Source organism: Methylocystis sp. H4A, assembly GCF_015709545.1.
Taxonomy (GTDB): domain Bacteria; phylum Pseudomonadota; class Alphaproteobacteria; order Rhizobiales; family Beijerinckiaceae; genus Methylocystis; species Methylocystis silviterrae.
In genome coordinates, this window is sequence record NZ_JADNQY010000025.1 from 63,558 (window position 1) to 88,335 (window position 24,778).

25 protein-coding genes and 1 tRNA gene are annotated in these 24,778 nt (G+C 62.3%); 14 read left to right on the forward strand and 12 right to left on the reverse strand.

All coding sequences use genetic code 11. The annotated features are described in order from the left end of the window. Positions 1-6 precede the first annotated feature (6 nt). Positions 7-459 carry a hypothetical protein gene (locus IYW40_RS11845; RefSeq protein WP_196400607.1) on the forward strand — a complete coding sequence of 151 codons (453 nt, stop codon included), beginning with the start codon at positions 7-9 and terminating at the stop codon, positions 457-459. Between the two features lie 158 nt (positions 460-617). On the opposite strand, the gene IYW40_RS11850 is transcribed toward IYW40_RS11845, so the two are convergent. From IYW40_RS11850 to IYW40_RS11860, 3 genes are all read right to left on the reverse strand, one after another. Further along, complete coding sequence (locus IYW40_RS11850; RefSeq protein ID WP_210327260.1) at positions 618-1,097, reverse strand: GNAT family N-acetyltransferase; 480 nt, start codon at positions 1,095-1,097, stop codon at positions 618-620. A gap of 31 nt (positions 1,098-1,128) precedes the next feature. Continuing rightward, the gene (locus IYW40_RS11855) at positions 1,129-1,422 is read right to left on the reverse strand and encodes a DUF1778 domain-containing protein (RefSeq protein ID WP_196400609.1); all 294 of its coding nucleotides are present in this window, start codon (positions 1,420-1,422) and stop codon (positions 1,129-1,131) included. Between the two features lie 88 nt (positions 1,423-1,510). Further along, complete coding sequence (locus IYW40_RS11860) at positions 1,511-2,392, reverse strand: AraC family transcriptional regulator (protein ID WP_196400610.1); 882 nt, start codon at positions 2,390-2,392, stop codon at positions 1,511-1,513. Between the two features lie 114 nt (positions 2,393-2,506). Here IYW40_RS11860 and IYW40_RS11865 point away from each other — a divergent pair, with 114 nt between their 5' ends. The 6 genes from IYW40_RS11865 (at position 2,507) to recO (ending at position 6,940) form a co-directional block, all read left to right on the forward strand. Further along, entirely contained in the window at positions 2,507-3,262 is a 756-nt protein-coding gene (locus IYW40_RS11865; protein ID WP_196400611.1) for a pyridoxine 5'-phosphate synthase, read from the forward strand. A gap of 247 nt (positions 3,263-3,509) precedes the next feature. Then, positions 3,510-4,280: a signal peptidase I gene (gene lepB / locus IYW40_RS11870; RefSeq protein WP_196400794.1), complete on the forward strand. Its 771-nt coding sequence runs from the start codon at positions 3,510-3,512 to the stop codon at positions 4,278-4,280. A 19-nt stretch (positions 4,281-4,299) separates the two neighbouring features. Further along, a complete protein-coding gene (gene rnc, locus IYW40_RS11875; protein ID WP_196400612.1) occupies positions 4,300-5,007 on the forward strand; it encodes a ribonuclease III in 708 nt (235 codons plus the stop codon). Further along, positions 5,004-5,930 carry a GTPase Era gene (gene era, locus IYW40_RS11880; RefSeq protein ID WP_196400613.1) on the forward strand — a complete coding sequence of 309 codons (927 nt, stop codon included), beginning with the start codon at positions 5,004-5,006 and terminating at the stop codon, positions 5,928-5,930. Before rnc ends, era begins: the two co-directional genes overlap by 4 nt. 64 nt (positions 5,931-5,994) lie before the next feature. Next, entirely contained in the window at positions 5,995-6,201 is a 207-nt protein-coding gene (locus IYW40_RS11885; protein ID WP_026223201.1) for a DUF1737 domain-containing protein, read from the forward strand. 7 nt (positions 6,202-6,208) lie between these two features. Further along, positions 6,209-6,940 (forward strand): DNA repair protein RecO, encoded by a 732-nt coding sequence (recO, locus tag IYW40_RS11890; protein ID WP_196400614.1) that lies wholly within the window; start codon positions 6,209-6,211, stop codon positions 6,938-6,940. Between the two features lie 13 nt (positions 6,941-6,953). Here recO and IYW40_RS11895 read toward each other — a convergent pair whose 3' ends face one another. After that, complete coding sequence (locus IYW40_RS11895) at positions 6,954-7,259, reverse strand: hypothetical protein (protein ID WP_196400615.1); 306 nt, start codon at positions 7,257-7,259, stop codon at positions 6,954-6,956. 190 nt (positions 7,260-7,449) lie between these two features. On the opposite strand from IYW40_RS11895, the gene parC reads away from it, so the two are divergent. Next, positions 7,450-9,717 (forward strand): DNA topoisomerase IV subunit A, encoded by a 2,268-nt coding sequence (gene parC / locus IYW40_RS11900; RefSeq protein ID WP_196400616.1) that lies wholly within the window; start codon positions 7,450-7,452, stop codon positions 9,715-9,717. 69 nt (positions 9,718-9,786) lie between these two features. Here the strand turns inward: parC and IYW40_RS22265 are convergent, their stop codons facing one another. The 4 genes from IYW40_RS22265 to IYW40_RS11920 form a co-directional block, all read right to left on the reverse strand. Then, entirely contained in the window at positions 9,787-11,271 is a 1,485-nt protein-coding gene (locus IYW40_RS22265) for a glycosyltransferase family 1 protein (protein WP_196400617.1), read from the reverse strand. Between the two features lie 386 nt (positions 11,272-11,657). Beyond that, complete coding sequence (locus IYW40_RS11910; RefSeq protein ID WP_246720760.1) at positions 11,658-12,254, reverse strand: hypothetical protein; 597 nt, start codon at positions 12,252-12,254, stop codon at positions 11,658-11,660. Between the two features lie 15 nt (positions 12,255-12,269). After that, positions 12,270-13,109, reverse strand: a complete 840-nt coding sequence (gene cysE, locus IYW40_RS11915) for a serine O-acetyltransferase (protein WP_196400619.1) — start codon at positions 13,107-13,109, stop codon at positions 12,270-12,272. 71 nt (positions 13,110-13,180) lie between these two features. After that, on the reverse strand, positions 13,181-13,948 hold the full coding sequence (locus IYW40_RS11920; RefSeq protein ID WP_196400620.1) for an alpha/beta hydrolase: 768 nt from the start codon (positions 13,946-13,948) through the stop codon (positions 13,181-13,183). Positions 13,949-14,110: 162 nt separating this feature from the next. On the opposite strand from IYW40_RS11920, the gene IYW40_RS11925 reads away from it, so the two are divergent. The 3 genes from IYW40_RS11925 to thrS all read left to right on the forward strand — a co-directional run bounded on the left by IYW40_RS11925 (position 14,111) and on the right by thrS (position 17,731). Then, positions 14,111-14,187 (forward strand) — tRNA-Arg (locus IYW40_RS11925). A gap of 500 nt (positions 14,188-14,687) precedes the next feature. Further along, positions 14,688-14,939, forward strand: coding sequence for a hypothetical protein (locus IYW40_RS11930; RefSeq protein WP_175092966.1), 252 nt, complete (start codon positions 14,688-14,690; stop codon positions 14,937-14,939). An 839-nt stretch (positions 14,940-15,778) separates the two neighbouring features. Beyond that, the gene (gene thrS, locus IYW40_RS11935; RefSeq protein ID WP_196400621.1) at positions 15,779-17,731 is read left to right on the forward strand and encodes a threonine--tRNA ligase; all 1,953 of its coding nucleotides are present in this window, start codon (positions 15,779-15,781) and stop codon (positions 17,729-17,731) included. A 245-nt stretch (positions 17,732-17,976) separates the two neighbouring features. Here thrS and rpmB read toward each other — a convergent pair whose 3' ends face one another. Beyond that, positions 17,977-18,270, reverse strand: coding sequence for a 50S ribosomal protein L28 (gene rpmB / locus IYW40_RS11940; RefSeq protein ID WP_029651098.1), 294 nt, complete (start codon positions 18,268-18,270; stop codon positions 17,977-17,979). Positions 18,271-18,656: 386 nt separating this feature from the next. Between rpmB and IYW40_RS11945 the strand changes: the two genes are divergently transcribed. The 3 genes from IYW40_RS11945 (at position 18,657) to IYW40_RS11955 (ending at position 21,311) form a co-directional block, all read left to right on the forward strand. Beyond that, on the forward strand, positions 18,657-19,547 hold the full coding sequence (locus IYW40_RS11945; protein ID WP_196400622.1) for an NAD(P)-dependent methylenetetrahydromethanopterin dehydrogenase: 891 nt from the start codon (positions 18,657-18,659) through the stop codon (positions 19,545-19,547). A 152-nt stretch (positions 19,548-19,699) separates the two neighbouring features. Next, the gene (fae, locus tag IYW40_RS11950; RefSeq protein ID WP_026223198.1) at positions 19,700-20,209 is read left to right on the forward strand and encodes a formaldehyde-activating enzyme; all 510 of its coding nucleotides are present in this window, start codon (positions 19,700-19,702) and stop codon (positions 20,207-20,209) included. A gap of 67 nt (positions 20,210-20,276) precedes the next feature. Then, a complete protein-coding gene (locus IYW40_RS11955; RefSeq protein ID WP_196400623.1) occupies positions 20,277-21,311 on the forward strand; it encodes a hydantoinase/oxoprolinase family protein in 1,035 nt (344 codons plus the stop codon). Positions 21,312-21,321: 10 nt separating this feature from the next. Here the strand turns inward: IYW40_RS11955 and IYW40_RS11960 are convergent, their stop codons facing one another. The 3 genes from IYW40_RS11960 to IYW40_RS11970 are packed head-to-tail and all read right to left on the reverse strand — an operon-like array spanning position 21,322 to position 24,774. Continuing rightward, positions 21,322-22,737: an outer membrane beta-barrel protein gene (locus IYW40_RS11960; protein ID WP_196400624.1), complete on the reverse strand. Its 1,416-nt coding sequence runs from the start codon at positions 22,735-22,737 to the stop codon at positions 21,322-21,324. Between the two features lie 50 nt (positions 22,738-22,787). Next, positions 22,788-23,369: a DUF447 domain-containing protein gene (locus IYW40_RS11965; protein WP_196400625.1), complete on the reverse strand. Its 582-nt coding sequence runs from the start codon at positions 23,367-23,369 to the stop codon at positions 22,788-22,790. Next, positions 23,353-24,774 (reverse strand): DUF6513 domain-containing protein, encoded by a 1,422-nt coding sequence (locus tag IYW40_RS11970; protein ID WP_196400626.1) that lies wholly within the window; start codon positions 24,772-24,774, stop codon positions 23,353-23,355. Before IYW40_RS11970 ends, IYW40_RS11965 begins: the two co-directional genes overlap by 17 nt. Positions 24,775-24,778: the final 4 nt, after the last annotated feature.

Here is a 24,778-nt window from a genome sequence, read left to right on the forward strand (position 1 = left end):
ATTAGAATGGACGTCAATAATTTTCAGCGTGTCGGTTCCATCAGCAATGCGCATGCAGGAAGGGAGTTCGAGCAAGCGGCGCAGTTGTTTTTTGCCCGCCAAGGCATCGATTTGATTAGCAACTTTGGCGTGGAAGTAGGCTTTGCCAAGAAAAAAATCAGAAAGTTCGATCTGGGATCGAGCGATCCAGCTGTCGTTGTGGAGTGCAAATCACACAACTGGACGCAGGGGGGCAATATTCCAAGCGCAAAAATTACTGTTTGGAATGAGTCGATGCTTTACTTTCATATCGCGCCCGACCGGTACAGGAAAATACTTCTGGTGCTCCGGAGCGTCCGGAGCAATCAGTCGCTTGCTGAGTATTATTTACGCAACTACGGCCATCTTATCCCACCGGGTGTCGAAATCTGGGAGTGCGACGCGACGGGCTGTTCCGGTCAGCGCATTTCTCCACGTTGAGCTATAGCCTAGAAAGAAAGCGAGTCGATCGCCGCGCCACCGCCTACAATGTGAAATGTGGCTGTGCTGACCTCGCCCGCACCTAGCGACGCTCTTCGTTGCATCGGTTAAAGCGTGCCGATCAGACGGGGTGCGGCTTTCTTGACGGGCCGGCAGCGTTACATCTTTGACAGCTTTTGCAGCTTGAGCAGGTCGAGGGCGAGAGTCGGGGCCTCCCCTGGCAGGCGGGTGAATCCGTGATGCATGTAAAAGGCTTCGGCGGCGGGCGAGATCGCATGGACGACCACCAGCCGCGCCGAGACCTCCGCCCCCGCCCGCAGCGACCGCCGCACCACATCGGCTAGCAGCGCGCGCCCCAATCCCTTCCCCTGCCACGCGCGATCGATCGCCAGACGCCCGAGCGCCACCGCCGGAATCTGTCTCGGCATGTTCCGGCGCATGGAGCCTTTGACGTCCTGCGCGAGGATTTGCCCCATGCTCAAGGCGAAATAGCCGATAATCCGGCCAGATCCAGCGGGGCAAATCACATAGGTGCGGCTGGCCGCGGATTGCATATTGTCCCATGCGCGGTTGCGAAGCCAATCATCGAGCACGGGTTCGCCACAGTCGAACGACGCCGCATCATGCGCTTGCGTCAATAAAACGGGCGGGCTGAATAACGGCGTTGCGTCAGTCACTCTGCCACGGGGCTTTGGATTGAAGGATGCGCTTCATGCCTGCCGCCTCGTCGGACGTCGCTTCGGCATCCATCCAGTCCATGATTTTTTTGAAAGTCTTCGCGTCGGCGTAGATGGTCGACTGGTCGAGCAGAATGTTTTTGGCCTCTTTGAGCGCCGAGGCCATCATGAATTGCGAACGGTTCGACCCCACCAGCTCCGCCGCCTGATCAATCAACTTCTTGTCCCTAGCGCGGGCGCGCAGGTGAATATTGACTTCGGCGGATGGGCGGGAGCGAGCGGTCATTTCGGTATCATATCAATGTGTGTTGACAACTGCAACACATCCTATGGCGCGCGCGTCAAATGGCGAGCGCGCCGCCCGCCGCCGGCCGCTATTTCAGCGGCAGATAAATCTCGGTCAGATGGCGGTGTTCGGGCGTATCGTGATCGAGGTTCAGATAGTGGAAATAGACCGGGAAATCCCGCAGCTCTTCCCCTGAATCCGGCAGCCAATCACGATAGAGCGCGTAAACGCTCTCGTCGATCCGGTCGCGAGAACCGGCATGGATCGTCATGGCGCAGCGGCCGCCCGGGATCGTCTTTGTGACGACGCCCTGAGTGTTGGCCGGCGCCGGCGCCGTCACCGAGCCGCAAATGTCGAAGCGAAACTCCTCGGGCGGCGTCGTGTTGGGGTCGTTATAGGGCACGCCGTAGGTCTCGCATTGGCTGACCGGAGAAAGCCCGGACGATTTTCGCCAGGCGATGAAACGCTGCACTGATTCGTTGAGCCGCGCCGGCGTGCCGCGATGTTCGAGCGCCGCGACCAACACCGGTTCGACGTCGATGATCTTTACGTCCATGTCTTTCGTCCTTTCGCTGGGTGGGAGGCTTATTCGAGATCGCGCGCTCCATGACGCCCAGTCCGGCGTCTTGCGAAACGCGCTGGGCGTCTGGCCGAACGCGGCTTTGAAGGCGCGGGAAAAAGATTCTGGATTCTCGAATCCCGAATCCAAAGCGACGTCGATGATCGGCGCGGTCGGATTGAACGCCAGTCGATAAGAGGCTCTCTTAAGCCTCATGAATTGGATGTAGCGTGAGAGGCTAATCCCGCAGTTCTGGGAAAATTGCCGATGGAAGTGGAATTTTGAAAAGTTCGCGACTTCGCTCAGCACGTCGATGGTAAGTTCTTCGTCGAGATGCTTGTCGATGTAATCCAGCACGCGATTGATGCGTCGCGCATAGTCAGGTTCCTTTCGTCTTGTCTTGGTCTCCATGTTTGCATCGTAGCAAGCGCAACGGCCGGCTTCCTGACCGAAATTGCTCTTTGCGCCGTCGCGCCGGCCGCGCGCCCAATGACAAACCGTCCGCCCGCGCGCTATGAGAGCGCAATGACCACGAAACCCCTCCGCCTCGGCGTCAACGTCGATCATGTCGCCACCGTCCGCAACGCGCGCGGCGGGCCGCGGCCCGACCCCGTTCGCGCGGCGCTGCTCGCCATCGAGGCCGGCGCCGACGGCGTCACCGCGCATCTGCGCGAAGACCGCCGTCACATCAATGACGCGGACATGGCGCGGCTGAAGGCGGCGATTTCGAAGCCGCTCAATTTCGAAATGGCGGCGACCGAGCAGATGCTCGACATCGCCGTCGCGACGGCGCCGCACGCCGTCTGTCTCGTGCCGGAAAAGCGCACCGAGCGCACGACGGAAGGCGGTCTCGACGTCGTCGGCCAGCACGACTACCTGCTGCCTTACGTCGATCAGCTGACGCGGGAAGGGGTGCGCGTGTCGCTGTTCATCGAGCCGTCGGCAGAGGCGATTGACGCGGCCGTCTCCATCAAGGCGCCGGTCGTGGAGCTCCATACGGGCGCCTGGTGCCATGCCGTCGAGGTCGGCGACACGGGCCGGGCCGAGGCGGAATTCGCGCGGGTCGCCGAAGCCGCCGCCTATGGCGCCGCCCTCGGCCTCGAAATTCACGCCGGGCACGGCCTCGATTATGAGACGGCGCGCCGCGTGAGCGCCTTGCCGCAGATCGTCGAACTCAACATCGGCCATTTTCTCATCGGCGAGGCGATATTCGTCGGGCTCCCGGAGGCGATCCGGCGGATGCGTGAGGCGATGGAGCAGGGCCGGGCGCTGGCCTTCTAGGGCCAGGGCGCGGCGCGGCGGATCGCAAGCGCAGGCGCGGCGTTAGCCTTAATCCCGATCGGGCGGAGACGCGCTCGCTGAGCGCGCTAAGGTGGCGGGCGGTCATCCATTTGACGCCGGCCCGGGACTATTCTTTGGCTCGGGCGAAGGTTCTCATGGAAGCTTTAGCGTGTTAAGCCGGGCGGCCGGGCGGGCCGACGCCGCCCTAATGCATGAGGAGTGAGTCGGCTTGAGCAGGAACGTTCCGGTGGCTGAAAAACGCGAAGAGGGCGGGGTTCTCGAAACCATCAAGGTCATCCTTCAGGCGCTGGCGATCGCGCTTGTCATTCGCACGCTGCTCTTTCAGCCGTTCAATATTCCTTCGGGCTCGATGATCCCGACGCTGCTGATCGGCGATTATGTTTTCGTGTCGAAATACGCCTACGGCTATTCGAATTACTCGATGCCGTTCGGACCCGACATTTTCTCCGGCCGCATTCTGGCTTCGCCCCCCAACCGCGGCGACGTCATCGTCTTCAAGCTGCCGCGGGACAATGAGACCGACTATATCAAGCGCGTCATTGGGCTTCCCGGCGACCGCATCCAGGTCATCGATGGCCGGCTCTATATCAACGGCGTCATCGTGCCCCGCACCCCGCTCGAAAAGGAAGTGACGGAGAACCGCGAAGGCCGCGAAGTTCCCGTGACGACCTATGAGGAAACGCTCCCCGGCAACGGCGATCATCCCGCGGTCGAACATACGATCATCGAAATCGAGGGCGATCACGGCATTAACGACAACACCGAGCTGTTCGTGGTGCCGCCCGACCACTATTTCATGATGGGTGATAATCGCGACAACTCTACCGATTCGCGCATTGCGCCGGAGATCGGCGGCGTCGGCTTTGTGCCCTTCGTCAATCTCGTGGGCCGCGCCGAGATCATCTTCTTCTCGGTCAGGAAGGACGAATCGGCGCTCGCCTTCTGGCGCTGGCCGTGGTCCGTGCGTTGGGACCGGCTGTTCCGGCCCGTTCATTGATCGGACGCACAGGCGTGACATGACGCGCAGCCGCGACAAGGGGCTCGCTGATCTCGAGGCGCGTATCGGACATGACTTCGCCGATCCGGCGCTGCTCGGCCGAGCGCTGACGCATGTCAGCGCCTCGCCAGCCCGGCGCGATTCATACGAACGGCTGGAGTTTTTGGGCGACCGCGTGCTCGGCCTCGCCGTGGCGCACATGCTCTATGACGCCTTTCCGAACGAAAGCGAAGGCGAGCTGTCGCGCCGCCTCGCGGCGCTGGTGCGCAAGGAGACCTGCGCCGAGGTGGCCGAAGTCTGGGGCGTTGGCGCAGCAATGCGGCTCGGCGAGGGCGAGGCCCAGACCGGCGGACGCGGCAAACGCGCCTTGCTCGGCGACATTTGCGAAGCGATCATCGGCGCAGCCTTTCTCGACGGGGGCGCCGCTGCGGCCGAACATATCGTTCGCAAGGCGTTCAGCGACCGTATGGCGGCGAGCGGCCAGGATTTGCGCGACGCGAAGACCGCCTTGCAGGAATGGGCTCAGGCGCGCGGCCTCGCCACGCCCCGCTACCGGCTCGTCGCCCGCAGCGGACCGGACCACGCGCCCTTCTTCGAGGTCGTCGTGGAGGTACAGGGATTTGCGGCGGCGCCCGGATCGGGCGCCTCGAAACGGGTCGCGGAACAGGCCGCTGCGGCGGCATTTCTGGCCCGCGAAGACGCGGCCAAAGGAAAGGGCGACACATGAGCGGCGACGACGAATTGGCGCCGGAAGGCACGCGCTGCGGCTTCGCGGCGCTGGTCGGCGCGCCCAACGCCGGCAAGTCGACGCTGCTGAATCAGCTCGTCGGCGCCAAGGTCTCGATCGTGTCGCGCAAGGCGCAGACGACGCGGGCGCTGGTTCGCGGCATCGCCATCGAGGGCGCGGCGCAGATCATCCTTGTCGACACGCCGGGCATCTTCAAGCCCAAGCGGCGGCTCGATCGCGCCATGGTCGCGAGCGCGCTCTCGGGCGCCGCCGACGCCGACGTGATCGCGCTGCTCATCGACTCCCGCAAGGGGATCGACGAAGAAGTGGACGCGATACTGGCGCAGCTTCAGCACGCCAAGGCGCCCAAGCTCCTCGTCCTGAACAAGATCGATCTCATCCCCCGCGAAAGGCTGCTGGCGCTGGCGCAAACGCTGAACGCGCGAGAGAAATTCGACGAAACGTTCATGATCTCGGCGCTGAAAGGCGACGGCGTCTACGATCTGCGCCAGGCGCTGGCGCAGCGCATGAGGCCCTCGCCCTGGCTCTATCCCGAGGATCAGCTTTCGGACGCGCCGCTGCGGCTGCTCGCCGCGGAAATCACCCGCGAGCAGATCTACGAGCGGCTGCACGACGAATTGCCCTATCAGTCGACGGTCGAGACGGACTCCTGGACCAATCAGAAGGACGGCTCGGCGCGCATCGAGCAGACGATCTTTGTCGCGCGCGACAGCCAGAAGAAGATCGTCATCGGCGAAGGCGGCCGCACCATCAAGGCCATCGGTCAGGCGGCGCGGCGGGAGATCGCCGAGGCCGCCGAACAGCCGGTGCATCTCTTCCTGTTCGTGAAGGTCCGGGAAAATTGGGCCGACGACCCGGAGCGCTATCGCGAGATGCGCCTGGATTTTCCCAAGGGCAAATAATATCGGCCAAGGTCGGGTGATTCGCGCGGCGCTGGAGAATCGAATGTCGAACGAACGCAAGGCGATGACCGCCTATCGTTTTCTCACCGGGCCGGACGACGCGGCGTTTTGCCATCGCGTCACGGAAGCGTTGAGCCTCGGCTGGCGACTCCACGGATCGCCGTCGCTCACCTTCGACCCGACGCAAAACCGGGTGATTTGCGGCCAGGCTTTGATCAAGGATGTCGAAGGCTTAGATTACAGGCCGGATATGAAGCTTTCCGAAGTGTGAGCCTGATATGGAATGGCGCGACGACGCTCTCATTCTCGGCGTGCGTCGGCATGGCGAAACTTCCGTCATCCTCGAGGTGATGACGCGCGGACACGGCCGGCATCTTGGTCTCGTGCGCGGCGGTCGCTCGCGTCGGCTCCGTCCGATTCTGCAGCCCGGCAATCTCGTCGCGGCGCAGTGGCGCGCGCGTCTTGAGGACCATCTCGGCGCCTTGACGGTCGAGCCGCTCGCCGCCCGCGCTGCCTATTTCCTCGACCGCGCCGCGGCGCTCCATGGCGTCGTCTCGCTCTGCGCGCTGCTGCGCCTGCTGCCGGAGCGCGACCCCCATGAGGAATTGTTTGAAATGGCAGACGCCATTGCGGCGCTGTTCGGCGACATTCGCGCCGTCGAAGGCGCCGCGACGATGTTGGCGCGATTCGAGCTTGCGCTGCTCGGCGCGCTCGGCTTCGGCCTCGATCTCAACGCCTGCGCGCTGACCGGCGCGAGGGACGATCTCGCCTATGTGTCGCCGAAATCCGGCCGCGCGGTGAGCCGCGCCGCCGGCGCGCCGTGGCGCGACAAACTCCTGCCCTATCCCGACTTTCTTCAGCATGAGAGCATTGTGGCGGAACAGGCCGATCTCATCGCCGCGTTCCGGTTGACCGGATATTTCCTGACGCGCGACGTGCTCAAGCCGCGCGGCGTCGCGCTGCCGGCGGCGCGCGAACTTTACGTCGGCGCTCTTTTGCGCGTGGCGTGAGGAAAAAACAGTTCTAGCGGCGCTTGTCGCCGCAAATATAACGCGATTCATGGCTGCTGACGCCGTAGCCCTGATCGATGTCGACGAGCACCTCGCGGCAGAGCGCCTGCATGTCTTCGTCAGCGTCGCGCGCCTGAGCCGCGCGGTCCCGCGCGGCGACCGTCGAGCCGGCGACCGTCATTTGCGATCTATCCAAGGCGAACGAGGCGGATGTTACGAGCAGCGCGGCGATGAGCGACGAAAACAGTTTCTTCATGGACGCCATGTTTTGAAAGCCGCGGAAAACCGGCGAAAATTCGACCGCGCCGATCCGCGCCATCGCTTCGCAAGCCTTCTAAAGGACGAAACGCGGCGTCTGCAATACCTTATTTGCTACGATTCCGCACAAAACGCAGCCGATGCGTCGACGACGCCCTTTCAGAGTTAAAGAGCCGCCTCGAAATCCTTCGCTTGCGCCGACGCTCCTGCGGCCATAGTACCGATCACAAAGGCAGAATCGGGTTTTTGACATGGCGCAAAAAGGCGGCGGGGGAAGCGGAAAAGGCAAGAGCGCAAGCGATGTTAGCGTAATTGCGCCGGTCGATCTGCGCGAGGCGCTCGAGGAGCGCTATCTGCGTTACGCGCTGTCGACCATCACCGGCCGCGCGCTGCCCGACGCCCGCGACGGGCTCAAACCCGTGCACCGCCGCATCCTTTACGGGATGCATATTCTTCGCCTCGATCCCGGCGCGCCGTTCAAGAAATGCGCAAAGATCGTCGGCGACGTGATGGGCTCGTTCCACCCGCATGGCGATCAGGCGATCTATGACGCGCTGGTGCGCCTCGCGCAGGATTTCTCCTCGCGCTATCCGCTCGTCGACGGGCAGGGCAATTTCGGCAATGTCGACGGCGATTCGGCGGCCGCCTATCGCTACACCGAAGCGCGCATGACGGCGGTCGCGCGCTCTCTTCTTGAAGGCATCGACGAAGACGCGATCGACTTCATCCCGAATTATTCCGGCGAGGAGAAGGAGCCGGTGGTGCTGCCGTCGGCGCTGCCCAATCTCCTCGCCAACGGCGCGCAGGGGATCGCCGTCGGCATGGCGACGTCGATTCCGCCGCATAATCTCGCCGAGCTGTGCGACGCGGCGCTCTATCTCATCTCCCACCGCAAGGCGACCGCCGAACAGCTGCTGACCTTTGTGCAGGGGCCGGATTTTCCAACGGGCGGCATCGTCGTCGACAAGCGCGACGAGATCATCGAGACCTATCGCACCGGGCGCGGCTCGTTTCGTGTGCGCGCGCGCTGGATGAAAGAGGAGCTGCCGCGCGGCGGATGGGTCATCGTCGTCACGGAAATCCCTTACGGCGTGCAGAAGTCGCGCCTTATCGAACGGCTCGCCGAACTCATCTCTGAGCGCAAACTGCCGCTTGTCGCCGATGTGCGCGATGAATCGGCGGAAGACGTGCGCATTGTTTTCGAGCCGCGCGCGCGCACGGTCGACCCGGCGCTGATGATGGAGACTTTGTTCAAGCTCTCCGAGCTCGAAACGCGCTTTCCGATGAACATGAATGTGCTCGTCGACGGCGTGACGCCGCGCGTCGTTTCGCTCGACGAGGCCTTAAGGCAATGGCTCGACCATCGCCGGACCGTGCTGCAGCGCCGCTCGCGCCATCGCCTCGCCGCGATCGTTCGGCGCATCGAGCAGTTGGAAGGCATGGTCATCGTCTTCCTCAATCTCGATGAGGTGATCCGCATCATCCGCGAAGAGGATGACGCCAAGGGGGAATTGAAAAAGGCGTTCAAGCTGACCGACCTGCAGGTCGAATACATCCTCGACACGCGGCTGCGCGCTCTGCGCCGGCTCGAAGAAATGGAGCTGAAGAAGGAGCTGGGCGAGCTCTCGACTGAGCGCAAGGAGATCGAGTCGCTGCTCGCCGATGAGGACAAGCAGTGGAAGACCATCGCCTGGCAGGTGCGCGAACTCAAAAAAACCTATGGCCCGCAGACGCCGAAGGGCAAGCGGCGCACGAGTTTCGAGGACGCGCCCGAGGCGATCGATCTCGACCTCGCCGAGGCGATGATCGAACGCGAGCCGGTAACGATCGTGGTGTCGAAGAAGGGCTGGATCCGCGCGCTCAAGGGCCATGTGCAGGATCTCTCGAGCCTGCAGTTCAAGGGCGACGATGAACTCGGCGCGTCATTCTTCGCGCAGACGACGTCGAAAATCCTGGCGCTTGCTGCGAACGGCAAGGCCTATACGCTCGATGCTTCAAAACTTCCGGGCGGGCGCGGACATGGCGAGCCGATCCGGCTTTTCGCCGAGATCGAGGAAGGCGCCGACGTCGTCGCCGTTCTGCCGCATGTCGCGGGCGCCGCGCTGCTGCTCGTGACCAATGACGGACGCGGCTTCGTCGTGAGCGAGGACGATCTCTTATCGTCGACGCGCAAGGGGCGCGCGGCGCTCAATGTCGAGCCGCCCTCTATATTGAAGATCGTGACGCAGGCGGAGGGCGATCATATCGCCATCATCGGCGAGAACCGGAAGCTGCTGGTGTTTCCCTTGAGCGAAGCGCCGCGCATGGCGCGCGGCAAGGGCGTGCGCATGCAGCGCTACAAGGACGGCGGCGTCGCGGACGCGAAGGTCTTTGCGCTGAAGGACGGCCTCACATGGACCGATGCCTCGAACCGCGTCTTCACGATCGACAAGGCGGAACTCAAGGACTGGATCGGCCATCGCGCCGAAGCGGGACGACTGCCGCCGAGAGGATTTCCGCGGAACAATCGGTTTGGGTGAGGGCAATTTGCGTTGGCCCACTCCTCTGATGAGGATGTGAGCGGATAATGGACTGTCCCAGTCAGCGCCTCATTTCGTGGCGGCCGCCAGTCCGGCTGTGGCTACGTCACGCGAGATTTCAGAGACGTCCATCTGGTAAGCGCCGGAGCGCAGCAGCCCGATCAATTCGATCGTAGATTCTCGCCATGTAAGAGTCGCAACGCGAGGCGGCCGTTTCTCGTCTGAGAGCGCTTGCATGAGGGCGTCTGCGAGGCTCGCCGAATCGAGGAGATCGAAATAGCGCACATCTGAGCCGCCAAGCTCACGAAATTGGGGGATGTCGCTGGCGATGATGGGGGCGCCGCATTGTGCGGCCTCCACCAAGGGCAAACCAAAGCCTTCGGCGAAGGTCGTGAACACGGCCGCGCACGTCTCGCGGTAAAGGTGGCGCAAATCCGCATCACTCGCGTCGTCTAGCCAGAACAGACGCCGTCCCTTTTCCTCATGCTGCCGCAAGCGCTGTTCAAACGCCCGGGCGTTCCACCCGGGTCTGCCAACAATGACAAGGTTGACGTCTATGTTGTCGGCCCAAAGACGTTCGAAAGCCTCGATCGCGACCGGATAGCCTTTGCGCGTCTCGACTGTGCCGACGCAGAGAAAAAATGGGCCTTGCGTCGCGATTTCGATTGCGGCTGCGGCTGGTTCTCTGGAGGGTTCAGCCGATAGATTGGCGCCCAGCCGCCACCAGCCGATTTTTTGGCTCCTGCACCATTTATATCGCATCATCGCATACTCGGCATAGCACGTCGCGGAACACCGAGAAATTGCAACGACCGCATCACTCCGGGAGACGACGTCGCTGAGCCAGGTCTCAAAGGCGATCACGAGTTCGGGCCCGTATAACGTCGGATAGAGGACTGGAAAAAGATCATAAACGCCAGCTACGACAGCGCCGCCTTTTTCTTTGAAGGAGCTGATGGCGTGCGCATAATTGTCCACATTGTTCCAGCCAGCGTCTAGCAACAGGAGTATATCGCCAGGACGCGCTTCGATCCTGCCCATCACTCCGTCTATTTCGGCTAGTATAAGTCCCCCGCGAATCTGGACCGGTTGGCCGTTTCCCAGTTCCGTGACGTAATGAGCGGTCTCGCTGACAACGCGTTGAATGCCCGTCACTTTGTCAAAAAATTTGGTGTCTGTGACATCGACGTATATGCATGGCTGGTCCCCGGGCGCGATCGTAATGAGCGGGAACTGTTGCTGCGGGGCCGGCCGTGGGGCTTCCTCTATACATTGGGCTGCGGGCGACCTGCGGCGGGGCGGAGCAAGCACTCGTGACAATGTCCAGTACAGCTCCAGCATCCTACGATAGGCGCCGCGCGTAAACGGATCGACATCATACGTCGTGTCTGCTTTTTGAGCCTCGAACTCATAGCGCCTTTCAGCTTCAAACTGACGGCGCAAATAGCCAACAATTTTGCGGTGATCACGTTGCGCAATTGTCACGCGGGCCTCAAACATGCGGGTTAAACCTGAAAAAGCGAACGAGAAATTGTTGATCGTTTCTGCGTTCACCTGATTTCTGAAGCGACGGTCTTGATGCCAGCTTAAGCGACGTCTAATCGTTCCGGAGTGGAGACCCGGAATGATTTGGCCAGCGCCGTGTAGGTTTATAAAGTAGTGACCTAGTTGTCCTTTAGGGGCAACTCCTGTGGACACAATGCCGCTCTCTACCGATACGCTATCGGCAAATCAATCCATGACTTGCGAAAATGATAATTTCTCGGCGCGGTTGGGAAAACGTCCCGAGTAGTTGGATGAGCCGTTCATGCGCGGAGATCGACGAGCTGGTGAAAGCCGTCGCGGTTTACGTGCAAGATTCAGGAATCTTCATAACGCGCGCAATCTGCCCCCTCTCCTGCGCGAAGCGCGGGGGAGGCAGGGGCACGCCAGGAAAGGGCTCAATCCGTCTTCGAAAAATCCGGAATTTTGAATCCGAGCTTGCCCTGGCGCCAGAGATAAAAAGCGGCGCCGCCGGCGGCGGCGACGAAAACGGCGAAGGCGATATAGAGATAGATTTCCTCCTCGGTGACGAGGCCGACCGAGAATGGGTGCTTGCCGATAAAACTCTTCGCGCCGTCGTCGCTCGTCAGCTTGGCGTAGAGCACATAGGCGCCGGGCTCTTTAAAATTTTGGTCGAAATTCACCATGCCGTTGCGAAATTTCTGCACCGGCAGGCGGCCGACGATGTCGGCTTCGGGGTCGGCGTCGCCGTTCGGCCCCTTGCCGCGTAGGATGCGGATATCCCAGTTCATGTCGCGCAATTCAGCGTCAGCGGCGTCGAGCACGATGACGCTCGGGCCGACGTCGGGCAGCGCGATGCATTCCCGGTCGACGTTCTTCTTGGGCTGCATGGCGACGAATTTCATCGACTTGCCGCCAAGATCAATCGGACACTCAGGGTCGTAATAATGCCAACCGGCGGCTGTCGCGGCGCGTGGAGACAGCAACGACGCCGCGACAACGACGAGCGCAAAGCCCAGTAGAATTCTGCTCAAGGTCAACCCCGCCCCTCACATGCCGGCGTCGAGATAGGCCAGCATCTGATCCATGGCAAGCGCCGGCTCGGCGCAGCGCGCGTCGCCGACGATTCTGGCCGGCACGCCGGCGACGGTCTTGTTGGCGGGCACCGGGTCGAGCACGACCGATCCCGCGGCAATCATGGCGCAGCGGCCGATTTCGATATTGCCGAGGACCTTCGCGCCGGCGCCGATCAGCACGCCGCGCCTAACCTTGGGATGGCGATCGCCGCGCGCCTTGCCGGTGCCCCCTAACGTCACGCCATGCAGCATCGACACTTCATCTTCGACGACGCTCGTCGCGCCGATGACGACGCCGGTCGCGTGATCGATGAAAACGCTCTTGCCGATCAGCGCGGCGGGATGGATGTCGACCTGGAAGGTCTGCGACGAGAGGCTCTGCAGGATCAGGGCGAAGTCGCTGCGGCCGTTCTTCCACAGCCAATGCGCCAGCCGGTAGGTCTGCAGCGCATGGAAACCTTTGAAATATAGCGCCGGCTCGATCAGCCTTGTGCAGGCGGGGTCGCGCTCAAGCACGGCGAGCAGGTCGGCGCGGAAGGCCTCGACCAGTCCAGGCTCGCGCGCGGCGCATTCTTCGAACGCCTGGCGGATGGCGATATAGGGGGCCTCCGGCCGGTCGAGGCGCTGCGCCACGCGATGCGCGACGACGCCCAAGACGCCGTTCTGCGACAGGATCGCCGGATGCAGGAAGCCGCCGAGCTCCGGCTCGCGGCGCAGCACGTCCTCCGCCTCCGCGCGCAGCCGCGCGAACAACGGATCGTTCTGGGCGAAGTCGATGATTTTCGCGCCATATTCGCGCGTTTCGGCGCCCATCCGCCCCTCCTTGGTCAGGCAATAATATAGCGGAGCGCTCGGACAATAGCACGGGCGCCCGCCCGCGAGCGTTAAGGCCGCGCGTCAAGGAACTCCAGCACCGCCTGCTTGTAGATCCTGTCGCCGACGGCCCGGTTGTGGTCGCGGCCGGGAATATCGACCACGCGGGCGTTGGGGAAGAACTCGGCCAGCGGGAGCGGATCGCCGGCGACGTCATCGCGCGTGCCGACGCAGATCAGCACCGGCGCGGTGATGCGCGCGAGCAACTCTGGCTCGACGGACTTGCGGGCGCCGCGCACGCAGGCGGCGAGGGCGGCGAGGTCGCTACGGGTGGCTTCGGCGAAGCCGCGGAAGATTTTCAGCGTCGAATCGTTAATGTCCTCGATGCGCTCAATCTCCATGGCTTCGGCGAGGCCGCGCGGCAGGCCGGAGTTCTCGATGAGATTTTCGCCGATGCCGCCGAGGATCAAGGAGCGCACGCGCTCGGGCGCGGCCAGCGCCAGCACCGTGCCGATGCGTCCGCCGAGCGAATAGCCCATGACGTCGGCGCGCGGGATCGACAGATGGTCGAGCAGATGCACGATGTCGGCGGCCATCAGGTCGAGACTATATTGCGCCGGATCGTACAGCTTTGCGGAGCGACCATGGCCGCGGTTGTCGAAGACAATGACGCGGCGGCCGTCTTCGGTCAGCGTCTTGACCCATTGCGTGAACAGCCAGTTCACGGCATGGGTCGAGGCGAAGCCATGCACGAGGACGATCGGTTCGCCGCGATCTTCCGTTAAAGGCTCGAAATCCACATAGGCTATCTCGACGCCATCCGACAGGAACGTTTCCATTAGAAATCTCACTTAGGGCCTTTTATCTAAATGCTTACACGGTCGACGCAAGGCCGCGGCGCGGCGAAAGTAAATGCGCTATTGCCATTCGCGTCGCTTGCCGGTAAACGAGCCGACACGTCGCCATAGCCCGTTTAACGCACAGGGGCTATGGCCAGACAGGCGCCCGTAGCTCAGCTGGATAGAGCACCAGACTACGAATCTGGGGGTCAGAGGTTCGAATCCTTTCGGGCGCGCCATCCTATCAAAGCTCACAAGCCAAAAAGGCTGACGAGCTACTAGCCCTTCCCCCGCGCGGGTCGCCCAAAAGTTGACGGCGAAAGATGCCCTGAGCGCTCGCGATGGCGCAAATCACCACCGAACGTCCATTTGCGCGCCGCAGCCTGCGTGGGACGATTTGACGGTGGAACGGATGCAAAAACGCGCGGTCACAGCGAAATGCGGGAGGCCTCATACCGGGGTCAAAATTACGCTTCGGATCCTCTTGACTGGATCAATGCACGACACAAACCGAGACGCTCCGCTTCCATGTCGCCATCCTTCCAAGCCTGCCTTGAAGGCAAAGGGAGCGCCGGTCTGAGTCAATTTTAACGATTACTCCCGCGCGTCTGGCTGCCGGCCACATCGATTCGACAACGGCTCACCGCCATCGCTGGCCTTGTCTGAACGGTAGATAGGTCCATATTTTCCGCAGGGTCGGCTGCCGTTTGGGCAAAGTCGGCTTGGTGGAGACGCCACAATGATCGAAACATTGATAGGACTCATCTTTCTCGTCATCATCATCGGGGTTTTTTGGTGGGCCGCGACGACCTTGCTCCGTGTCATTCCTCTCGCAGAGCCATTTCGAACAGTTGTTCACGTGCTCGTCGTTTTGGTCGGGGTGTTCATCGTTCTTTATGTGGCGCAGATGTTCCTGGAGGCAGCCGGCATTAAAGTGCCATGGCCCAAGTTTGGCGAAGTGAAATCAATACACTTGGTCATGCCGGCCTGAGTGATCCGTTTACAGTGAGTGGACCCGCGCAGCTGCACCGCTCAGGTGCTGCTGACGAGTCTTCAACGCGTGTGGATACCGCTCCTGAAAATTATCCCGGCAGACCTTTCGTTGTCCGCGCTACTCAGCAATTTGAACTCCTCGCCACGCGCCTCGCGGTTTATGCGCGTCTCCAGGGCAGTTGTTGTCGGGAAAACTTCGCAACGCGATGAGCGGCATTCTTTGCGTTGCTGAAGGCTTAGGTTGCTCCGCAAGAATCCAGCGACATATTGGTGTCAGGGATTCGCCCACTTCTTTTTTGTCTGTCGGCATCCCCCATATGCTGTGCCTATCTCGGCGTGGTCATTTGTGAACAAGCCAAAGCCGCAGCCATCGCACTGAAGGGAATGTACATCATGGATACCCAGACGCTCCTCATCATTATTATTGTTCTTCTCATCCTTGGCGGCGGTTGGTACGGCCGTGGACGCTGGTTTTAGGCGGCAGGCGGGCGCCCGACGCGGATCATGTTGGAATAAACAAAGGCTCCTGGCGTCCGATCAGGCGGCGAGCGCTAACGCTTGGCCTTGAGGGGATCTAGTCCGGTCACGCAGATTTCTTGGAAACCTTCTCGCGCCAGGTCATCCGGAAGGGTGAGCTGAACCTTACTTGCTACCGGCAATCATCCGGTCTCTCGGGAGAGGTTCGAATCCTTTCGGAGGCGCCACGTCTTTTCCGTTAAAACCCCGCCGACTTCGGGACGATTGCGCCCGCGCGCGGGCGGCGTTATGAAAGCGCCGTCCATCCAAAGCGACTTACGTCGACTCGTATCGGCGACTGAGCGCGACAGGAGCGCAAACATGGTAGCGGTTACATTCCCCGACGGGGCGTCCCGTCAGTTCGAGCCCGGCGTTTCGGGCGTCGACATCGCCAAGAGCATCTCTCCCTCTCTCGCCAAGCGCAGCGTCGCCATGACGCTCGACGGCGCGCTCGTCGACCTCGCAAGCCCGGTCGCGCGCGATGCTAGAATCGAGTTCGTCACGCGCGAAGATCCGCGCGCGCTGGAGCTCATCCGTCACGACGCCGCGCACGTGCTGGCGGAGGCGGTGCAAGAACTCTATCCCGGCACGCAGGTGACGATCGGCCCGGTCATCGAGAACGGCTTCTATTACGATTTCTTCCGCGCCGAGCCGTTCACGCTCGAAGACCTGCCGGCGATCGAAAAGAAGATGCGCGAGATCGTCGCGCGCGACGCCAAGATCACGCGCGAAGTCTGGAGCCGCGACGACGCCAAGCAGTGGTTTCTGACGAAGGGCGAGATTTTCAAGGGCGAACTCATCGACGCGATCAAGTCCGATGAGCCGCTCTCGATCTATAAGCAGGGCCAGTGGCTCGATCTCTGTCGCGGTCCGCACCTGCCCTCCGTCGGCAAGGTCGGCACGGCCTTCAAGCTGATGAAGGTCGCAGGCGCTTATTGGCGCGGCGATTCGACGAAGCCGATGCTATCTCGCATCTACGGCACGGCCTGGACGACGCAGGAGGAGCTCGACGCCTATCTGCACCGGCTGGAGGAAGCCGAGCGGCGCGATCACCGCCGCTTGGGACGCGAGATGGACCTCTTCCATTTTCAGGAGGAAGGCCCCGGCGCGATCTTCTGGCACCCGAAGGGCTGGGCGCTGTTCCAGAACGTCATCTCCTACATGCGCCGTCGCCTGAAGGCCGACTACCAGGAAGTCAACGCGCCGCTGCTTCTCGACAAGTCGCTGTGGGAGACGTCCGGCCATTGGGAGTGGTTTCGCGAGAACATGTTCGTCTCAGCGCCCGCGCGCGAACAGACGGACGAAGATCGGCTGTACGCCATCAAGCCGATGAATTGTCCCGGCCATATCCAGATCTTCAAACACGGCCTGAAGTCGTACCGCGATCTGCCGCTGCGCATGGCCGAGTTCGGCGTCGTGCATCGTTACGAGCCGTCCGGTGCGCTGCATGGCCTGCTGCGCGTGCGCGCCTTCACGCAGGATGACGCGCATGTCTTCTGCACCGAAGCGCAGATGGCCGAAGAGTGCCTCAAGATCAACGATCTCATTCTCTCGACCTACGCCGATTTCGGCTTCGAGGAAGTCGTCGTGAAGCTCTCGACGCGTCCCGAAAAGCGCGTTGGCTCCGACGAGGCCTGGGACGAGGCCGAGGCGATCATGACGCGGGTCTTGAGCGACATCGAAGCGGGCTCGGGCGGACGCATCAAGACCGGCATCAATCCGGGCGAAGGCGCGTTCTACGGCCCCAAGTTCGAATATACGCTGCGCGATGCGATCGGCCGCGAGTGGCAATGCGGCACGACGCAGGTCGACTTCAACCTGCCGTCGCGCTTCGGCGCCTATTACATCGGCCCGGACAGCGAGAAGAAGACGCCGGTGATGATCCATCGCGCGATCTTCGGCTCGCTCGAACGCTTCACCGGCATTCTGATTGAGCATTTCGCCGGACATCTGCCGCTGTGGCTGTCGCCGCTGCAGATCGTCGTCTGCACGATCACGCAGGACGCCGACGACTACGCCTATGAGGTCGCCGCCGCGGCGCGGAAGCTCGGGCTTGTCGTCGAGGTCGACGCGCGCAACGAGAAGATCACCTACAAGGTGCGCGAACATTCGCTGGCGAAGGTCCCCGTGCTGCTCGTCGCCGGCAAGAAAGAGGCGGCCGAGCGCACGATCTCGATGCGCCGGTTGGGCTCGCAGGCGCAGACGCAGCTTTCGCTCGAGGAGGCGTTGAAGCGGCTGGCGGAAGAAGCGACGCCGCCGGATCTGCGGGGTTAGTTTTATCGCAAGGGCTGACGCTGGGAGCGCAATCCTTTTCCCATTGGGAGAGGGTGGCCCGGCGGAGCCGGGTCGGGTGAGGGGTTTATCCCCACATACACGTCAGGCGCTTTCCCCTCATCCGTCGCGCTTCGCGCGCCACCTTCTCCCCATGGGAGAAGGGATGCCCGACGAACTCGGGGCGCCGCAAAACAAAAGCCCCGCCGCAAGCGACGGGGCCAAATGTCAAAACAGAAGGCGAAGCTTTAAGCGCTCGCGGCCGCCTGCTTCTTCTCGATTTCGCGCTTGAGCGTCCGGGCGTTCTGCGACAGCTCTTCGGTCTTCGCCTTCGCGAGGAAGGCGTCAAGCCCGCCGCGATGCTCGACCGACCGCAGCGCGGCAGCGGAGATGCGCAGTCGCACCGAACGCGCCAGCGCCTCTGAGGCGAGCGTCACATTGACGAGATTGGGCAGAAAGCGGGTCTTCGTCTTCCGATTGGAATGGCTGACGAGATTGCCGGACTGCACGCCCTTTCCGGTCAGCTCGCAACGGCGGGACATAATGGTTCCTTTCGCTCTATTCTTCCATGCGTCGGCCGCTGCGTCAGTCGCCCGCGATCGCCAGCAGAGGGTGAAAAAGACAGCGAGGCGCGACGCCGATTGCGCCGAGCCTCGATTGCGGGGCTTATAGAGGCAAAGCGCGGCCGGCGTCAACCGACAGCCCCCGCCATGCGGCCGCACGCTGCGGCGCACGCGCCTCTAGACATCGGCTTCGTTCTGGGTTCTAAGCCTCCCATCGCTCCGGGCGAGGCCGAGGCGCGCGCCCGCGCGCCGTTCCTTTAGCCGGGTATCTTTGAGAGATCGAGGGGCTGGAGACTGTCTCCCGCCGCGCGTCGCCTATTGGCCGCGTAAGACGCGAAAATCGAGGGAAAGGTTGGGGAGATTCAATGGCCAAAGCGATTCTGCACATGCTCAGCACGTTGAAGCATATGAGCCCCTTCGATGTGAACATGGCCCTCGACGCCGGCTATGACGCGGCGATTCCCTACACCAATGTCACGCTCGACGAAGTCACCGCGCTCGTGCAGGACGCGATGTTTTCGCGCGCGCCTTCGGCGGCGCTGCGCACCGGCATCTTCTTCGCCGGCCGCGACGCCGTGCTCGCGCTCGACATGATGGACACGGCAAAGAAGGCGCTGCTCAAGCCCTTCGAAGTGTCGCTCTTCGCCGATCCCTACGGCTCCTTCACCACCGCCGGCGCCATGGTCGCCTGCGTCGAAAAGATTCTGCGGGAGAAGAAACAGCGCGAGCTCAAGGGCGCAAAAGTCGTCATCTACGGGGCGACGGGCGTTGTTGGCTATTCCGCCGCCGTCATCTCGGCGCTTGAAGGCGCAGAGGTCACCGTCGTCGGCTATAGCGGCCTCGAGCGCGTCGCCAAGCTCGCCGACGAAATGTGCAAGCGTTTTAACATCAAGGTGGCGCCTGCCGACGGCTCCACTCCAGAACAAGTGCGGGAATTGCTGCGCCAGCATGAAATCGCGCTGTGCGCGGCGCGCGCCGGCGTCCAGGTGCTATCGAAGGACGATCTCGCCGCCGCCAAGGATCTCCTGATCGCCGCCGACGTCAACGCCGTGCCGCCGCTTGGCGTTGAAGGCTGCGGTTTGCACGACAATGGCGTCGTGGTTTCGCCTCATGGCGCGCTGGGCATCGGCGCGCTGGCGATCGGCAACGTCAAATACGGCACGGAAGCTGGTCTCTTCAAGAAGATGGCGACGTCCGACGAGCCCCTCTGCCTCGACTTCCGTCACGCTTTCGCGCTGGCCCGCGAACTCGTGTGACGTCTCGCGCGCTTGCCAGGTCTCGCGCCTTGGCAAGACCGCGCGAAAATGGTTGAGTCCGCGCCGCGAGCGCGGGCTCTTATCGCCGCGCGCCCCGCGTGCGGCTCGCTTAGGCGCCTGTGAATCCGGCGCCAGAATTCTGGGAGAAAAACATGGCTTTGATCAACAAGATGCTGGTCGGCGAGTCGCTGGTCGGCGACGGCAATGAAGTGGCGCATATCGACCTGATCATGGGTCCGCGCGGCTCGGCGGCCGAACTCGCCTTCGCCAATGCGCTCGTCAACAACAAGGACGGCTTCACGACGCTGCTCGCCGTCGTCGCGCCGAACCTGCTGTGCAAGCCCAACACGATCCTCTTCAACAAGGTGACGATCAAGGGCGCCAAGCAGGCGGTGCAGATGTTCGGCCCGGCGCAGCATGGCGTCGCCAAGGCCGTTGCGGATTCGGTCGCCGAGGGCGTGATCCCGATGGATGAGGCCGACGACATCTTCATTGCGGTCGGCGTGTTCATTCACTGGGACGCTTCGGACGACAAGAAGATCCAGGACTACAATTATACCGCGACGAAGGAAGCGATCGCCCGCGCCGTCAAGGGCGAGCCGAAGGCTTCGGAAGTCGTCGCCAAGCGCAACGAAGCCAAGCACCCCTTCGCGCCGAACTGAGTCGCGCGAACGTCTTCAATATCGAAGGGGAGCCGCGCGGCTCCCCTTTTGTTTTTGGAATAGGCGCGTGGCGACGGTCATCGGCTGGGATATTGGCGGCGCCCATGTCAAGGCGGCGCGCGCGGACGACGGGCGCCTCACGGCGGTCGTGCAGATCGCCTGCGCCCCCCACGAAAGCGTCGCAAGCCTGGAGCAGGCGCTACGCGCCGCGCGCTCGGCGCTCGGCGAGGCAGAGCGTCATCGCATCACCATGACGGCGGAGCTCTCCGACGCCTTCGAAAGCAGGGCGCGCGGCGTCGTTACGGTCGCCACCATCGCCGCGCGTGAAATCGGCGTTCCTGACATTCTTTTTTACGCCGGCGAACGCGGCTTCATCAGCCGCGACGAGATCGGCGCCAATGTCGACGCCGTCGCTTCGGCGAATTGGCGCGCCTCGGCTGAATTCGTCGCGCGCCATTGCGCCGAGGCGCTTTTCATCGACATTGGATCGACGACGACGGACATTGCGCCGATTTGCGCCGGACGTGTCGCGGCGCGCGGGGCGGGCGACGCCGAGCGCCTCGCTTATGGCGAACTCGCCTATGCCGGATTTTCACGCGGCGCGCCTCAGGCCTATGCGACGCGCGCGCCGATCGCCGGACGGTGGACGCCGCTCGTCAACGAGGCCTTTGCGTCGATGGCCGACGTGCGGCGCGTGCTCGGCGATCTTCCCGAGGGCGAAACCGATGCGGATCTTTCACCGACGGCGGACGGGCGGCCGAAGACGGCTGCAGCGTCGCGCGCGCGGCTGGCGCGTCTTGCCGGGTGTGACGCCGCCGAACTGAGCGATGCGCGATGGCGCGCCTTCGCGCAGTATCTTGCGCGCGCGCAATCGCGCGCCATCGAAGATCAGATGGCGCTGCTCGCATCGCGTGAGGCGATTGCATACGACGCGCCCATCGTCGGCGCCGGCGTTGGTCGCAAACTCGCTGCGCGTCTGGCGCATGCGCAAGGCCGAACATTCATTGATTTCGCCGATCTGATCGCGGCGCCGCCGGATTTGGCCGAGAGGGCGGCGAATTGTGCGCCGGCCTCGGCGCTCGCGCTGCTGGAGGTCCGGTAGCGCACAACGATCATTGGATTGTGAATGGCGCGATTACGTCCATCGAGAAAAGGCCCTGCGTGCGCTTTGGACCGTTCGGCCCGAAGAAGGGCGCCGCATCATTCACCGCGGCCTCCCATCGAAATTCGGGTCTCAGGATCAATCCTGAAAAATACGGAATCGCTGTCAGCTTTTGCGAAAAGGTAACGCCGGCCGTAATTGCAAGATAGCTCGTCCCTTGTCCCTGCGGCTGCACAATTACCGATGGAGCGGGAAAGCCGTGTTCGGAGTTGACGCTGTCGAAGTAGCCCGGATAGGCGGCGGCGAAGAAATTTTTGGCGTCGCGCCAAAATTCGACGCGCGCGCCGAGTTTGATCGAGTCGTCGACCTTGTACGTCGCATATTGGGCAATCCCATATGCGTTGGCGCCGCGAGGATGTTGCGGGAAGAGAGACGCATTGAAGCCGAAGCCGTTAGGCAGGGCGTTAAGCGTGTCAAAAGAGGATCCGAAAACCGATACTGGGTACCAGCCGCTCTCCCGAAAATAGCTGATGTCCGACGTGAAGCTCAGGTTTTCCGTGACATTCCAGGTCGCCGTCAAATTATTGAACAGACGCCAGGCGTTGTTGGGATTGCAGGCGCACGCCGCAGGTACGCCGCCGATGACGCCATCCGGCCAACCCACCAACAAAGGGTCTTTCACATTCGGATTTTCTGGTCCGGAATGTGTAATCGCGAGGATCGAAAGCTCGCCGTCGAGCAGGTTGAGACCAAAGCCGGCATGAATTGAGGGCGAATTATTATTGTCGCCGGGCCAGCCGATTGAGGTGTCCACGCCGGAGACAATGCCGGCGTATAGATCGAGCCAGTCCGTTGCATGGACGATCGACATGACGCCGGTGTCGACGAAGGGTCCGAAATTCGAGCTGTAGGAGCGCGTATAAAAAACATTGTCCTTCGACGTGAGCTTTTCGAAGCCATTATAGCTCATGAATTGTCCGATCGTGACGTCGACGCCGCCCTTGGTCAGAATTGGCAGGTGGACCTGGAGATTCGCCTCGACGATCGAGAGCTGCGTGCGATCGTGAATGAGGTATTCGGTCTGGCCTAGGAACTGCGTGTAACGAGCGTCTGTGCCGATCATTCCGATGAAGCCAAGTCCGAAGTCCAGGCCGGTCGCCTTCTGGTCGAGCGGACGCTCCACATTCAGTATCGCTTGATTGAATTGCGGCCAGTTGGCGCGATCCGTCTCGAGATGACCGAAGTTTATCTTGTTGAAAGGACGCGCGAAGTTGATGGCCACGCCTCCCGACAGGAAGCCGTCGATCGACAGGCTATCGAGCCAGCGTGACGTCGACGCCGATGGCTTCGTCGACGCGTCGCCACAAATTGCCTGCGACGTTGAAAGGAGAACGATCGCCGCCATCGCGCAGACGTTTCGGTTCATCGCACGCTTCTTTCATGGGGCATGCTTGCGAATCGCGCGACCAAAGTTCGCTAACGCGACGCGCGCTTTTCCGCTCGCTCCTTATGCGCGTCAATTTTTTCCATCACCATGTTCCAGGCTTCGCGCTCGGCCTCGCCGGCGGTTTTGTCGATGGCGATCTGCAGATAGGCGAGTTCGCTCTCGATTTTTTCACGCGGAAGCATGTCGAGCCGAGTTGCGAGAATCGCCGCTTCCAGCACGGCGGCGCGCGCCCGGTTCATGCCGAGAAAAGCGCGATGCGACTCAATTCGCCTCACTCTGCAGAAGAAGCGCGGCCGCGATTCATGCTCCTCGACGCGCGCGACGATGAGTTCGGCGTGCGCCAGCGCGGCGGAAAGGCGCGGCGCCGGCCAGTCTTCAATGTCGGTGAGCGGCCAGTTGCGTTGGCCGGCGACGAGTCCGGCAAAAATGCGCGCGTCGTCGGTGAAGCTCGCCGTCGCTTTGGGATTATGTGTGAGATTGAACAGGGTCGACGATGGACGAAACGGCGCCGCGATCCAGAAACCGTGTTCCTCGATCAATCCGAGCGGCGCGATATGCGGTCGACCTTCCGGCGACAGCGTCGTGACGACGCATTCATGTATCAGAGGCATCTTTCGCAGGTCCTTCGCCCGCTTTGCGCATGGTGTGACCCATTTCCTTGAAGCGGGTCGCGTCCTCTTCGTTGACGTCCGACGCGACCCCGAAGTCGAGCGGCTCGTCTTGACGATAGCGCTTGCCGAGCTTGTAGGCGATCTCGGCTTTCATCAATTCCGCGCCAAGGTAAAAAGCGTGGGCGCCGTCATGTTCGACGGCAAGATGCGGGAAGAGCGCCATCGCGTCTGCCGCGACATGGTGGAATCCTTTGGCGTAGATGTGCACGCCGTCCTGCGTCACATCTATGCGGAAATTAGCATCGCGCAGTTCGCGCGCAAGCGCGGCAATCTCTTCCGGCGTCGCAGCATAAGGTTTGCGGTCGTGGATCTGCAGCAGGGCGTCGCTATAGCCCTTTGGCAGCGCGCGGTCGGCGCGCGCCGCAAACATCAACCGCCTCGCCGCATCGTGCTCCTGCAGCGTCCGCCGCGTATGAGGGGACACCTGCACCGTGAGGAGATGCCGGATGTCGAGCTCCGAACATATGCCGAGCATCGCCGCGGTGACGCCGGCGGAATCGGCGTCGGTCAGCTCCGTGAGATTGCCCGTTCCCATCATGATCTCGGCCTCAGGCTCGCGCGCGCGCAGTTCGACGTAGCGGGCGATCGAGGCGGCAAGGCCGAAATGAATCGGATCGAGGATCGGATCGAGAATGGCGCTGATTCCGCGCGCGCGCGCACGGCGCGCGGCGCGCTGCAGCGAGTCGAGATCGCCGTGCGGCCGCGGCGTCAGAATCGGAATGACGGGCGAATTGTCGGGAAGGATCGACAGCGTTGCTTCGTCCAAACTCAAGAGGTGATCGACGCCGGCCTTCGCCGCGCGTTCAAGCTCGGCGACATTGGCCGAGTCGACGCTCACCTTCAGGCCGTGGGCCTTGAGCGCCGCGATCGTTTCCTCAAGATGATCGAAAGGCGTATCCGGTAGACAGCCGAGATCGATGACGTCGGCGCCGCCCGCGGCGAGTTCGCGCGCCTTGACCGAAATATCTGCGACGCTCATCTTCGATGCGTCGACGATCTCGGCAAAAATCTGCATGTCGTAGCGTGAGAGATCCGGCGCCGCGCCGCCGCGCCCGAGATAGGCGGGAAGATCGGCGATCTCTTCCGGCCCGCGTTCAAAGGCGACGCCGAAATCCTCGGTCAGCACGGCGAGATTGGCGCGACAGCGCCCCGGCAATATGACGCGGTCCGCTTGCACGGGTCGCGGCAGGCGACGATGAATGATCTCCTGGGTCATGAGCGCCGCGACCTTCACGCCAATGTCGTGGATGCGCCACCCCTGCGCCGCTTCGCCGAAGCTCGCGACCATGCGCTCCAACCGCGGCAGTGCAAGATGGCCGGTGAGGAACAGCAGGCGCTCGCTCATGCGG

Excerpts from the sequence above, each read along its gene's own strand:
- IYW40_RS11845 (WP_196400607.1), top strand. The coding sequence starts at position 7 with ATGGACGTCAATAATTTTCAGCGTGTCGGTTCCATCAGCAATGCGCAT.
- IYW40_RS11855 (WP_196400609.1), bottom strand. The coding sequence starts at position 1,422 with ATGACCGCTCGCTCCCGCCCATCCGCCGAAGTCAATATTCACCTGCGC.
- IYW40_RS11860 (WP_196400610.1), bottom strand. The coding sequence starts at position 2,392 with ATGGAGACCAAGACAAGACGAAAGGAACCTGACTATGCGCGACGCATC.
- IYW40_RS11865 (WP_196400611.1), top strand. The coding sequence starts at position 2,507 with ATGACCACGAAACCCCTCCGCCTCGGCGTCAACGTCGATCATGTCGCC.
- rnc (WP_196400612.1), top strand. The coding sequence starts at position 4,300 with ATGACGCGCAGCCGCGACAAGGGGCTCGCTGATCTCGAGGCGCGTATC.
- era (WP_196400613.1), top strand. The coding sequence starts at position 5,004 with ATGAGCGGCGACGACGAATTGGCGCCGGAAGGCACGCGCTGCGGCTTC.
- IYW40_RS11885 (WP_026223201.1), top strand. The coding sequence starts at position 5,995 with ATGACCGCCTATCGTTTTCTCACCGGGCCGGACGACGCGGCGTTTTGC.
- recO (WP_196400614.1), top strand. The coding sequence starts at position 6,209 with ATGGAATGGCGCGACGACGCTCTCATTCTCGGCGTGCGTCGGCATGGC.
- IYW40_RS11895 (WP_196400615.1), bottom strand. The coding sequence starts at position 7,259 with ATGGCGCGGATCGGCGCGGTCGAATTTTCGCCGGTTTTCCGCGGCTTT.
- parC (WP_196400616.1), top strand. The coding sequence starts at position 7,450 with ATGGCGCAAAAAGGCGGCGGGGGAAGCGGAAAAGGCAAGAGCGCAAGC.
- cysE (WP_196400619.1), bottom strand. The coding sequence starts at position 13,109 with ATGGGCGCCGAAACGCGCGAATATGGCGCGAAAATCATCGACTTCGCC.
- IYW40_RS11920 (WP_196400620.1), bottom strand. The coding sequence starts at position 13,948 with ATGGAAACGTTCCTGTCGGATGGCGTCGAGATAGCCTATGTGGATTTC.
- IYW40_RS11930 (WP_175092966.1), top strand. The coding sequence starts at position 14,688 with ATGATCGAAACATTGATAGGACTCATCTTTCTCGTCATCATCATCGGG.
- thrS (WP_196400621.1), top strand. The coding sequence starts at position 15,779 with ATGGTAGCGGTTACATTCCCCGACGGGGCGTCCCGTCAGTTCGAGCCC.
- rpmB (WP_029651098.1), bottom strand. The coding sequence starts at position 18,270 with ATGTCCCGCCGTTGCGAGCTGACCGGAAAGGGCGTGCAGTCCGGCAAT.
- IYW40_RS11945 (WP_196400622.1), top strand. The coding sequence starts at position 18,657 with ATGGCCAAAGCGATTCTGCACATGCTCAGCACGTTGAAGCATATGAGC.
- fae (WP_026223198.1), top strand. The coding sequence starts at position 19,700 with ATGGCTTTGATCAACAAGATGCTGGTCGGCGAGTCGCTGGTCGGCGAC.
- IYW40_RS11960 (WP_196400624.1), bottom strand. The coding sequence starts at position 22,737 with ATGAACCGAAACGTCTGCGCGATGGCGGCGATCGTTCTCCTTTCAACG.
- IYW40_RS11965 (WP_196400625.1), bottom strand. The coding sequence starts at position 23,369 with ATGCCTCTGATACATGAATGCGTCGTCACGACGCTGTCGCCGGAAGGT.
- IYW40_RS11970 (WP_196400626.1), bottom strand. The coding sequence starts at position 24,774 with ATGAGCGAGCGCCTGCTGTTCCTCACCGGCCATCTTGCACTGCCGCGG.